This window comes from Kitasatospora sp. NPDC059817, assembly GCF_042731835.1.
Taxonomy (GTDB): domain Bacteria; phylum Actinomycetota; class Actinomycetes; order Streptomycetales; family Streptomycetaceae; genus Kitasatospora.
Map to the genome: position 1 here is coordinate 24,898 of NZ_JBHWIR010000001.1, position 11,269 is coordinate 36,166.

At 69.9% G+C, this 11,269-nt stretch carries 10 protein-coding genes; 6 read left to right on the forward strand and 4 right to left on the reverse strand.

Translation table 11 applies throughout. The features are described from left to right. Positions 1-163: 163 nt before the first annotated feature. The gene (gene ltrA / locus ACFV61_RS00115) at positions 164-1,933 is read right to left on the reverse strand and encodes a group II intron reverse transcriptase/maturase (RefSeq protein WP_380489133.1); all 1,770 of its coding nucleotides are present in this window, start codon (positions 1,931-1,933) and stop codon (positions 164-166) included. 794 nt (positions 1,934-2,727) lie between these two features. On the opposite strand from ltrA, the gene ACFV61_RS00120 reads away from it, so the two are divergent. Beyond that, entirely contained in the window at positions 2,728-3,348 is a 621-nt protein-coding gene (locus ACFV61_RS00120) for a TetR family transcriptional regulator (RefSeq protein ID WP_380340233.1), read from the forward strand. A gap of 218 nt (positions 3,349-3,566) precedes the next feature. Then, complete coding sequence (locus tag ACFV61_RS00125) at positions 3,567-4,709, forward strand: esterase family protein (RefSeq protein ID WP_063349997.1); 1,143 nt, start codon at positions 3,567-3,569, stop codon at positions 4,707-4,709. A gap of 74 nt (positions 4,710-4,783) precedes the next feature. Here ACFV61_RS00125 and ACFV61_RS00130 read toward each other — a convergent pair whose 3' ends face one another. After that, entirely contained in the window at positions 4,784-5,113 is a 330-nt protein-coding gene (locus ACFV61_RS00130) for a MoaF N-terminal domain-containing protein (protein WP_063349998.1), read from the reverse strand. A gap of 209 nt (positions 5,114-5,322) precedes the next feature. Here ACFV61_RS00130 and ACFV61_RS00135 point away from each other — a divergent pair, with 209 nt between their 5' ends. Both ACFV61_RS00135 and ACFV61_RS00140 read left to right on the forward strand, forming a co-directional pair. Continuing rightward, positions 5,323-6,675 carry an esterase/lipase family protein gene (locus ACFV61_RS00135; protein ID WP_380489135.1) on the forward strand — a complete coding sequence of 451 codons (1,353 nt, stop codon included), beginning with the start codon at positions 5,323-5,325 and terminating at the stop codon, positions 6,673-6,675. 35 nt (positions 6,676-6,710) lie between these two features. Further along, positions 6,711-6,974, forward strand: a complete 264-nt coding sequence (locus ACFV61_RS00140) for a hypothetical protein (RefSeq protein WP_380489136.1) — start codon at positions 6,711-6,713, stop codon at positions 6,972-6,974. A 19-nt stretch (positions 6,975-6,993) separates the two neighbouring features. Here the strand turns inward: ACFV61_RS00140 and ACFV61_RS00145 are convergent, their stop codons facing one another. Next, a complete protein-coding gene (locus ACFV61_RS00145; protein WP_380489137.1) occupies positions 6,994-7,644 on the reverse strand; it encodes a hypothetical protein in 651 nt (216 codons plus the stop codon). A 184-nt stretch (positions 7,645-7,828) separates the two neighbouring features. Then, the gene (locus tag ACFV61_RS00150; RefSeq protein ID WP_079136010.1) at positions 7,829-8,626 is read right to left on the reverse strand and encodes an IclR family transcriptional regulator; all 798 of its coding nucleotides are present in this window, start codon (positions 8,624-8,626) and stop codon (positions 7,829-7,831) included. Positions 8,627-8,814: 188 nt separating this feature from the next. Between ACFV61_RS00150 and aceB the strand changes: the two genes are divergently transcribed. After that, on the forward strand, positions 8,815-10,467 hold the full coding sequence (aceB, locus tag ACFV61_RS00155; RefSeq protein WP_380423663.1) for a malate synthase A: 1,653 nt from the start codon (positions 8,815-8,817) through the stop codon (positions 10,465-10,467). Between the two features lie 153 nt (positions 10,468-10,620). Beyond that, complete coding sequence (locus ACFV61_RS00160; protein ID WP_079136011.1) at positions 10,621-11,007, forward strand: gamma-glutamylcyclotransferase; 387 nt, start codon at positions 10,621-10,623, stop codon at positions 11,005-11,007. Positions 11,008-11,269: the final 262 nt, after the last annotated feature.

The window sequence follows — 11,269 nt, forward strand, 5'->3', positions numbered from 1 at the left end:
GCCCCTCCCCCGCGCCCCCCGCGGCCCAGCGCCCCCTCCCGCCCCCTCCCCGCCACGGGCGGCGGCGCGGGGGGGCGCGCCCCCCCCCCGGCCCCCTCAGAACCGGACGTGCGGGTCGTCCCCGCATCCGGCTCAAGCGGACCCTGCTGGCTGCTTTGGATGGTCATGCGTCTATGGCCCTTCTATGGTCGCCAGCGTGATGCTGGCGGTGACATTCGGCGTGTACGAGGCGAAGGTTCGTTCGTGTGTCCGGCCCGTCGTCTCGTCGATAGATGAAGTGGTGTTTGTGCAACGGCTTCATCGATGCCGCGAACCATGCGGCCCACTCTCGCGGGCTGTCGGGTTCGTATTCGGCACCGGAGATCAGCGGCTGTTTGCACAGCGGGCAAATCCCCTTCTGACGTGCCGCCAGGGCGATCGATGTCTTATCGACCGTCGAAGGCAGACTGCGGCGTCGGCGGGCCGCCCAGTACTCGATCAGGGACGGGTCGTCAGGGGAATTCGCCCCTTTGACCATGACGTGCCTGTCGATCCTGGTCCAGGCGGACTTGTAGAGGTAGGCCCCGGTCTCCCGGTCACCGAATATCCACTTGTCACGCCTGGTCGAGTTGAACTGGCCGAAGTACCTGGCTAAGCACCAGGGCACTGGCTTCTTCGGGTGTGTGTGCCGGACCCACTTGTAAGTGAGCTTCCACACGTAGTGGTCCAAGGATTGGAAGGTCTTCTTGGACACGACCGTCCGGTAGTAGGTTGCCCAGCCTCTGATGATGGGGTTGAGCTTTCTCGTCACCGCACCGGCGTTTGCCCCTCTGAGAGCGAGCATCTCGTCGCGGAGGCGTTTACGGACCCTCTTGACCGCGCTTTTGCTCGGCATGATCAGCAGCTTCCCGCTGTAGCGGCGGATGTTGAATCCGAGGAAGTCGAATCCTTCTTCCAGGTGGACGACTTGCGTCTTCTCCTCGTTGAAGGCGACTCCCCGGCTGGCCATCCACCGAGCGAGATCCTCCTTGGCCCTGTGCGCTTGTTCTTCGCTGTGACAGAACACTGCAAAGTCGTCCGCGTACCGGACCAGAATCGAGGCGTCTCGCCGAGTTGTTCCATTCTTCTCGGAGAGACAGCCTGCGGCTTCTTCCATACCGTGCAGAGCAACGTTCAACAGCAGCGGGCTGATCACGCCACCTTGAGGAGTGCCCTCAAGAGTTGGCGCGAACCGGCCGCGATCCATCACCCCGGCCCTCAGCCAGCCTCGGATGGCTTCCCTGGCAGGGAAGGTTCCCAGGCTGCTGATCAGGTGGTCGTGAGAGATCCGGTCGAAGGCCGCTGTCAGGTCGGCATCGAGCACCCACAGCCGCCGGGCGTTCTTCTTCCCTGCGGCGATGAAGATCTGCGCGATGGCGTCATGACAGCCCCGGCCCGGACGGAAGCCGTAGCTCCTGTGCTCGAACCGGGCTTCCCACTCCGGCTCCAGCGCATTTTTCACGCGGGCCTGGCGAATCCGGTCACGAATGACCGGGATTCCGAGTGGGCGCTGCTTCCCGTTGGCTTTGGGAATGTACACGCGCCGAACAGGTCTGGCGCGACCAGGCTTTGTCTCTGAAGAGATCTGTGCGGCCACCATGCCCCGCTCACGCGGAGTCAGGATGACCTCCTGGTCGATGCCGGCCGTCCGGCGGCCTTGGCTCTGCTGTGTCACCCTCTTGACGCTCACGAGCGTGTTCGAGTGCGATCGCAGCATGAGCTTCTGCAAGTTCCGGACCTTCTTGAGGTCCCCTTCCTTCGCTGCCGTGAAGATTCGCTGCCTCAGTCGCCGTACCGTCGCCTCGGTCTTGGCCCAGTCGATGCCGTGCCATGCCTGCGCGTAGTCCTCGGGTCCGTTCACGGGAGCGGGAGACCCCGACGTCACTGCCTTCGTTGCCACACCTGCCTCCGGCATCTAACTTGTCCTTCGGTTCTGGCTTCCTTGCCGTTTCACTTCACAGGTCCACCTGATCCGCGTGGGCTCCCTTTCGGGCCGGGAAACTGAGTCCCGTATCCGGCGAGTTATGCAGGGTGAGTGAGGAGGCCCACCCTGTTTTCCTCCGGGCTTTCGCCCTACCAGCATTCGCTTCTCGGATCATCCTGTCCCGCTGAAGAGTTGGGCCTTCGTTGCCTCCGGCTTACCGGCTAGTGCCGGACTCCAACGGGGTTTCCACGTTCCGCTTCGTCAAGATGCGGCCGGGTTGGGCTCCCTCTTAACCCCGGGACAATCGGTGTCCTATCCCGCATCTCCCAAGGACGCGAGACCGATCGGCGCCTTTCATCGCCAGGTCCTACCAGTCGCCGAGTACGTCGCCATCGACGCGACTTCGGAGTAACGGGACGTCATCAAGGGTTCATTTTCATTAGCCCGTCCGGCCTTCCCCTTCGCCTGTTGCCACCCGATGGCGCGGGTCGCTCTTGGGCTTAACCGGCTCGGCTTCACACCCCGCCGTTGCCAGCGACGCATGCGAGCCTGGGGACGGACCCTGGACACTGGTCCGAGACGGCCTACCTGTTCACTCCTTCCTCTTGCAGGTCGTCTGCTTGGGCGAAGCGACTTCGTGTCGCACTGGTGGTACTCCGTTCGTTCGTGGCCTCTCGACCTCAAGAGGCACGGTACGCCTTCATGGCATAACGTGCCAATAAGTCCTCTGAGTGTCACTTCGGCGCACCGCGCCACAGTGGCACCGGCCCGCGTACGCTGACCCTGTGACCGGACGCCCCACCCTGAACCAGCGCCGCCGCGACGCCACCCGGCTGGACATCGCCCGCACCGCCGCCGCGCTCTTCGCCGAGCGCGGGGCCGAGGCGACCACCGCCGAGGAGATCGCCCTCGCGGCGGGCATCTCGCTGCGCACCTTCTACCGGTACTTCTCCGTCAAGGAGGACGCCGTCGCGCCACTGCTGGCGGCCGGCGGGCGCCGCTGGGTCGACCAGCTCGCCGAGGCCCCGGCCGATCTGCCGCTGCGCGAGGCGCTGGAGCGCTCGGCGGTCGCCTCGCTGACCCCGCCCGACGGCGAGGCGGTCGAGGCGATGGAGTGGACTCGAAGCCTGCTGCGCGACCCGCGCCTCGACGGCACGTGGCAGCGCGTCCACGCCGACTCCGAGGAGCGGCTGCGGACGGTCCTCGCGGCCCGCTGTCCGGGTGGCACCGACCCGCTGGAGATCCGACTGGCCGCCGCTGCGGCGACGGCCGCGATCCGGGTCGCGCTGGAGGAATGGGCCGCCTCGGACGCGCCCACGGTCGGCCCGGGCTCCCCGCGGGAGCTCGGCGCGCGCTGCATGCGCGAACTCACGGCGGGGCTGCGGCTCTACGGGCGGGAGGGCTGAGCCCGTCAGGCCGCGAACAGATAACAGATAACAGATAACAGCTGACAGATTTCGTTATCTGTTATCTGTTATCTGTCGGCTGTCATCTGTCACCCGTTCCTCCTCCCAGGCCCCGTTAGGGTGGGTGATCGCGCGCCCCGGCGGGGGAACCGGGGTGACCACCTCGGATGTCCTGGACGGAGGGGGCGGGGAGTTCGAGGCGTGGGAGCAAGTAGGACATGGGTCTGACGAGCCACAAGGTGTTGGCGCTGGCCGTATTGATCGCCGTCGTGATGACGGCCGGCACGGTCTGGCTGTGGCCAAGACTCGCCAAGCAGACCTGGCAGGCGGTGCTCGGCCGGATCGGCGCACTGCTCGCCACCCAGCTCGCGGTGCTGGCCGCACTCGGCCTGGTGGCGAACAACTACTTCGCCTTCTACAGCAGTTGGGGCGACCTGCTGGGCACCGGTGACACCGGCCCGGTGGTGATCCACAACAAGGCGGACGCGTCCGGCCGGCTGCTCGTGGAGACGATCGGCCACGCCTCCGTCAAGGGCGGCGGCGCGATGGGTCGCGAGCCCAGCCAGTCCGGCGAGATCCGCAAGGTGCGGATCGACGGCGCGGCCAGCCGGCTGTCCACCGAGGGGTACGTCTTCCTGCCGCCGCAGTACTTCCAACCGGAGTACGCACAGCGGCAGTTCCCGGCGGTGATCGTCAGCACCGGCTTCCCCGGGATCGCCGAGAACCTGATCACCCGGTTCAACTACCCGGGCGCAGCACTCAAGTTGCTCCAGGACGGCAAGATGCAGCCGACCGTCATGGTGCTGATGCGCCCCTCGCCGGCCCTGCCGCAGGACACCGAGTGCGAGGACATCCCGGGCGGCGCGCAGTCCGACACGTACTTCACCAAGGACGTCCCCTCAGCGATCCAGGCGAGCTTCCGGGTCTCCTCCGACCCGCAGGCCTGGGCCTTCATGGGCAACTCGACCGGCGGCTACTGCGCCCTCAAGCTGGCCATGCGCCACCCGGACGTCTTTCCGACCGCCGTCGCGCTCTCCGCCTACTACGACGCCGCCGACGACCCGACCACGGGCGACCTGTTCGGCGGCAGCAAGCAGCGTCGTGACGAGGCCAACCTGATGTGGCGGTTGAAGAACCTGCCGCAGCCCAAGGTGTCCGTGCTGCTGGCCGGCACCAAGAAGGGCGACGGCGACTACCGGCACGACACCGAGGCCTTCGTCGATGCCGCGCAGTCCCCGATGAAGGTCTCCTACAGCATGCTGGAGAACGGCGGCCACAACTTCGAGACCTGGAGCGCGCTGCTGCCGTCCTCGCTGGAGTGGCTGTCCCAGCACCTCAAGGTCCCGAACCAGACCGCCTGAGCAGGCCGTCTGAGCGTCTGCTCAGACGGCTTGAGTGAGCCGGCGGACAGCGAGGGGCGCGGGAGCGACGAGGCTCAGGCCACCCGCTCCAGCGTCCCGGTGTGCAGCTCGCCGACGCGGCCGCCCTCGCCCTCGTACGTCCAGAAGGCGCGCACCGTCAGCCGGCCGAGGTCCATCACGTGGCTGACGGTGATCCCGCTCTCCTCCGTCCAGCTGATGAAGTAGATCTCCGGCGCCACCTCGGCGACGTGCAGCCGCACGTCCTCCCACTGGCCCGCCGACTCGCCGAGGCCCTCCCAGCGCAGCCGCCTGCCGTCGGCCGAGTAGGTGTTGCGGAAGGCCGCTCCGTTGTCGGCCCGGAAGAGGTAGGTGCGGCCGGCGAAGGCGGGCAGGGGCGCGGTCATGGTGGGGCGGTACCTCGTTCCTGTGAGGCCGTGCACGGAGGTCTTGTGCACTGCGGAAGATGTCGGAGCTCCAATTTATCCGACCCGGTGAGCCGGGTGGGCGCACCCGTGGGCGGTGCGCCACGGCACCGGCCGCCACCGCGCAGGCCTGCGGGGTGTGCGACCGGCACCTGGGCGCCCGCCGACGGCCGGTCCTACCGTCCACCCCTATGAGACGCACCCCCACTCCCGTGCGGCACATCCCCACCGCCATCAGACGCACCCCTGCCGGGCTGTCCGCCCTCCTGCTCACCCTCGCCGCGCTGCTCCTCGGCACCCCCACCCCCGCCGAGGCCGACGCCGCCCAGGCCGCCCCCGCCCGGACCGCCACTGCCCAGACCGCGGCCCAGGCGGCCACCGCCCCGCTCACCCTCGAAGCCGCCTTCCCCGCCCCCGGCAACGGCTGGGCCAAGGTCGAGCGCTACCTCGACACCACCCCCGGCTTCCGCGCCGAGCAGTACCCGGCCGACGGCCGTGGCGACCAGGACGGCGCCCGCCGGACGTACTTCGGCGGCACCGGCCAGCCCTCCTCCAGCCGCTTCCTGCTGTACTCGGCGACCGCCTGGGACACCAGTAGCCGCCCGACTCCCGTGCTGCTGGTCCACGGCGCCAACGACAACGCCGACCGCGCCTGGGCGAACCCGGGGGAGAGCGGCACCTGCGGCGCCTCCGCCTGCCCGTCCACCGGCCTCGCCCAGTACCTCGCCGGCACCGGCCACCGGGTGTTCGCCATCGGCTTCGCCCACAAGCAGGGCGACAACCTGCTCCAGGCGCAGGCCGTCGGCGACGCCGTCTCGCTGATCCGGGCCCGCCTCGGCGTCCCCCAGGTGGACGTGGTGGCGTGGAGCAAGGGCGAGGTCGCCGCCCGGGCGTACGTGTCCTCGGTGCGCCCGTCCTGGGGGCGGGCCTACGCGGGCGACGTGCGCCGCCTGATCACCCTCGGCGGCCCGAACGGCGGGCTCGACTACGTGTACGCGCACGGCTGGTCGTTCGACCTCGAGAGCTGGCCGGCCTGCGGCGGCACCGCCAACGCGCCGTCCCCGCACCTGTACATGACCTGCTACGGCACGTACACCGCGCAGCCCTGCCTCGGCGTGCTGCCCACCGGCGGCTACGACTGCTACCCGGGCCAGCGCCAGCTGCTCGCCCGCTGGGACGGCCGGTACGGGGTGGACGGTACCGCCCAGGACTGGTGGACCACCTACTACGGCGGCCAGGGCTTCTACACCTCCGGCCAGGGCATCCAGGCGGCGATCGACGCCGGTTCGCTGATCGCGCCGCTGCAACAGGCGGGCGTCCCGGCGTCGGTGCGCACCTACCTGCTCGCGGGCGGGTCCGCCGACATCCCGGGCGTGCTCAACGAGAACCGGGGGCCCAGCGACGGCATCGTGTTCACCGCGAGCGCGCTGGACACCACCGGCATCGCGACGATCGGCGGCACCCGGTTGCTCACCGGCCTCAACCACCTGGAACTCGCCTGGGCACCGGAGGCCGAGAGCCAGGTCGACAACTGGCTCGCTTGACCCGTGGGCCCGTGGGCCCGTGGACCCGTGGACCCGTGGACAACGGGGAGGTCGACTCCTTCGAGTACCACCCCGACAACCCGAACCTGCTGGAGCCGACCAACCACGTCAGCCCCGGCAACCCCAGGTACTACACCGACGCGAGCGCCAAGGTGTTCTCGGACGGCAAGGGCGTCGGCGCCAACTGGTCGGCGTACCTGATCCTCAACCTGCCGGTCGGCGCGGGGAAGTACCACCCGGCGCCGCAGGGCACCGCCCCGATCACCTTCGCCGCCGACTACGTCCGCGTGTACCGGTAAGGCCTTCGGGTCTTTCGGGTCAGGAACCGGGAGCCGTCTCGACCACCGTGATGTCGAACGGCTGCCGGTTGTTCCCCTCGTCCGGGTCGTCCACGTCGCGCACCGCGACCGAGCCGCCGGTGAGCCTGCCGATCGGCAGGTCAGGGGACAACCTCACCGGCACCAGCGCGGTCGCGCTGCGCAGTGGGGGCAGTCCGGCTGGGAAGACACAGCGCACCTGTCGGCCGTTGAGCCGCACCTCGCAGTCCTCCGGGAAGTACGGGCCCTCGGGGGTGACCCCGGGTGGCAGCGTCACCAGCACGGTGAACGGTGCGGCGGTGGTGTCCGGGCCGCGGTTGGCGATGAAGGCGTGGATGGTGGTGGTGCCGCCGGGCGGGGCGGCGTCCGGGTCGAGCCGGACCACCTCCAGATCGGAGCGGGACGCCGCGGGGGCTGCCGTATCCACCGCCGGCCGGGGCTCGGGCCGCCGCAGCGCCCAGGACGGGCCGGCGGCCAGCGTCGCCACCGAACAGCCGGCCGCCACGGCCGCGACCAGCGAGGCCGCGCGGAATCCGCAGAGCCTGCCGCCCTGCCCGGACCCGCCCTGCCCGAGCCCGCCCTGCCCGGACCCGCCCTGCCCGCGCCCGCCCTGGTTGGACCCGCCCCGCGCTGCCGAACGCCTGTACGTCATCGTCGTCCACCCTGTCCCTGTGCTCCGGCCGCCCGCGCCGTTGCGGGCCGCGTCCGCACCAGGGTGGCGGAGCCTGCGTCGGGGCCCGGTGCAACCCGCTCGGCGTCCGCTCGAACGGGGGAACGCGCGCACGGGAAGTCGGCGGGACCGACTTCCCGTGCGTGAAACGGGTGCTGACGATGAGTCAGGGAGCGAGGACCTGCCCCAGCCGGGTCGCGATGTGGTGCATCACCGGCACCAGCGAGGACGCGCCGGTCTGCTCCTCCAGGGCCCGGATGCGGGCCTCCGGGCCGGACACCGACAGGGCGGTGGGCGTCGGTGCGCCCGGTACGGCGAGCGCGATGCAGCGGACGCCGATCTCCTGCTCCTGGTCGTCGACCACGTAGCCGCGCTCGCGCGCCTCGGCGAGCTGGTGCAGCAGTTCCTGCGGATCGGTGACGGTGTACTCGGTGTGTGCGGGCAGCGGGTTGGGGCCCAGGATGGCGCGCGCCTCGTCCTCGGGGAGCTGGGCGAGCAGCGCTTTGCCGACGCCCGTGCAGTGCGGCTGCACCCGTCGGCCGACCTCGGTGAACATCCGCATCGAGCGCCGCGACTGCACCTGCCCGACGTACACCACCTCGCCGCCCTCCAGCACCGCCAGGTTGGCGGTCTCGCCGGTGGCCTCCATGAGTTCGGCCAAGTAGGGGCGGGCCCAGCTGCCGAGCAGCCGGCCGGCCGTCTCGCCGAGGCGGATCAGCCGCGGGCCGAGGGTGTAGCGACGCGCGGTGTCCTGGCGTACATAGCCCTGCTGGACGAGGGTACGAACCAGGCGGTGGATGGTCGGCATCGGCAGGCCGGAGCTGGCGGAGAGCTCGCTGAGGGTGGCCACGCCGCCGGAGTCGGCCAGCGCCTCCAGGAGTTGGAAGGCGCGCTCGACGGACTGCACACCGCCGGTCGCGCGGTCCGTGCTGGTCGTCGGTGCTGTGTCGGGGGTCGAAACCACCGGCGTTCCCTTCGCTGTCGGGGAGGAGTAGAGTCCCGGCGATCACATCAACAAACCGTTGAAATTCTGTATCGCGGAAACTAGTCTCCACCTTACAGAATCGAACTCGCCGACAGGCGGGTTCCGATCAAGGAAGTTCCCACCGGAGCTCCCTCCGCCAGGCTCAACCGCTTAGGAGTGTCCTGCCCATGGCTACAGAACAGGGACCCGTCGGCGCCTCCCCCGCTGCTCCGGTCGTCACTGTCGCCGGTCCGCGCGTTCACCGGGCGGAGGAGGTGCTCACTCCGGAGGCGGTCGCCTTCGTCGTCGGCCTCCATCGCGCTTTCGAAGGGCGCCGACAGGAGCTCCTGGCCGGGCGGAAGGCCCGCCGGGCGGAGATCGCCAGGGCCGGCACGCTGGACTTCCTCCCCGACACCGCCGACGTCCGGGCCGGCGACTGGAAGGTCGCCGAGGCGCCCCGCGCCCTCCAGGACCGCCGGGTCGAGATCACCGGCCCCACCGACCGCAAGATGGTCATCAACGCCCTCAACTCCGGTGCGCGGATCTGGCTCGCCGACTTCGAGGACGCCACCTCCCCGACCTGGGAGAACGTGGTCAGCGGCCAGATCAACCTGATCGACGCCTTCGAGGGCCGGATCGACTTCACCACCCCCGCTGGAAAGGCGTACGCCCTCAAGCCCGCCGCCGAACTCGCCACCGTCGTGGTCCGCCCGCGCGGCTGGCACCTGGACGAGAACCACCTGCTCGTCGACGGCACCCCGGTCGCCGGAGCCTTCCTCGACTTCGGCCTGTACTTCTTCCACAACGCCGCCCGGCTGCTCGCCAAGGGCGCCGAGGACCCCAACTCCGGCCCGTACTTCTACCTGCCGAAGACCGAGAGCCACCTCGAAGCCCGGCTCTGGAACGACGTGTTCACCCACGCCCAGGCGGCGCTCGGCATCCCGCACGGCACCGTCCGCGCCACCGTGCTGATCGAGACCATCACCGCCGCGTTCGAGATGGACGAGATCCTCTACGAGCTGCGCGACCACGCGGCCGGCCTCAACGCCGGGCGCTGGGACTACCTGTTCTCGATCGTCAAGAACTTCCGCGACGCCGGCGAGCAGTACATCCTGCCGGACCGCAACAGCGTCACCATGGCCTCGCCGTTCATGGCCGCCTACACCCGCCTGCTGGTGCAGACCTGCCACAAGCGCGGTGCCCACGCGATCGGCGGCATGGCCGCGTTCATCCCCAGCCGCAGGGACCCGGAGGTCAACGCCGCCGCCCTGGAGAAGGTCAAGGCGGACAAGGACCGCGAGGCCGGCAACGGCTTCGACGGCTCCTGGGTCGCCCACCCGGACCTGGTGCCGGTCGCCCGTGCCTCCTTCGACGCGGTGCTCGGCGAGCGCCCCCACCAGAAGGACGACCCCGGGCCCTCCGAGCCGGTCACCGCGACCCAGCTGCTCGACATCGCCGGCGCCGGCGGCACCTGCACCCGCGCGGGGCTGCACAACGCCGTCCAGGTCGGCATCCGCTACATCGAGGCCTGGCTGCGCGGCCTCGGCGCGGTCGGCATCTTCAACATGATGGAGGACGCCGCCACCGCCGAGATCTCCCGCTCGCAGATCTGGCAGTGGATCCACAACGGCGTCGTCCTGTCCGACACCGGCGAGAAGGCCACCGCGGACCTCGTCCGCGCCCTGGTCGCCGCGGAGTTGGCCGAACTCCTGGCCGAGCTGGGTGCGGACGCCTACGCCGGCGGCCGCTGGCGCGAGGCCGCCCAGCTCTTCGAACAGGTCGCCCTGGCCGAGGAGTTCGCGGACTTCCTGACCCTCCCCGCGCTTCCCCTGCTGGGCTGAGCCCCAATCTATCCGCCGGCGCCGCCGCTGCCGCCTGCCAGGCTGTAGCAGTCCCGCCAGCCCATTGCTCCGTTCCGTACGGCGACGATTCCACCTGTCCTCTCGTCGCCGTGCGGAACGGCCTTTTCCCGGTACCCGGTAAGGAGTTCAACCGTGCCCCGCATCTTCTTCAACGGCCAGGCCATGGTCGGCGGACCGTTCCACGCCAAGGTCGCCGACTCGCTGATCGGCCCGGCCCGGACGGCCCCCGGTTACCGCTTCTTCTCGATCGACGACGTCTGCCCGGGCCTGCTCGCCGATCCGGCGGTCGACACGGCCATCGAGGGCGAGCTCTACGAGATCACCCTGGAGCACCTGCGTGACGTCATCCTCCCCGGCGAGCCACGGGAGTTGGAGCTCGGCGTCATCGAGCTCGACGACGGCTCCGCCTGCCTGTCGATGCTGCTCGCCCGCGGTGAGGTGGAGCGGGGGGTGCACCGCGAGATCACCCACCACGGCGGCTGGCGCGCCTACCTCGGCTCGCTCGGGCGCACCGCCTGAGACCGGGCGCGTAGCAGCGGACGCAATACGGCGGACGCATCACGGCGAACGGATCACGGCGAACGGATCACGGCGAACAGATTTCAGCGAACAGATAACAGATGACAACTTTCGTCATCTGTTATCTGTTCGCTGTTATCCGTCACTCGTCACCCACCCCCGGGCACGCCGCAGCCCCCGGCCCCCCCCCGGGGGGCCGGGGGGCGGGGCGCGCCCCCGCCCGGCAGGCCCGGGTTGGGGGTGCGGGGGACCCACCCACCCC

Coding starts and splice junctions, on each gene's coding strand:
- ACFV61_RS00130 (WP_063349998.1), bottom strand. CDS start 5,113: ATGACCGCGCCCCTGCCCGCCTTCGCCGGCCGCACCTACCTCTTCCGG.
- aceB (WP_380423663.1), top strand. CDS start 8,815: ATGGCTACAGAACAGGGACCCGTCGGCGCCTCCCCCGCTGCTCCGGTC.
- ACFV61_RS00135 (WP_380489135.1), top strand. CDS start 5,323: ATGAGACGCACCCCCACTCCCGTGCGGCACATCCCCACCGCCATCAGA.
- ltrA (WP_380489133.1), bottom strand. CDS start 1,933: ATGCCGGAGGCAGGTGTGGCAACGAAGGCAGTGACGTCGGGGTCTCCC.
- ACFV61_RS00145 (WP_380489137.1), bottom strand. CDS start 7,644: ATGACGTACAGGCGTTCGGCAGCGCGGGGCGGGTCCAACCAGGGCGGG.
- ACFV61_RS00125 (WP_063349997.1), top strand. CDS start 3,567: ATGGGTCTGACGAGCCACAAGGTGTTGGCGCTGGCCGTATTGATCGCC.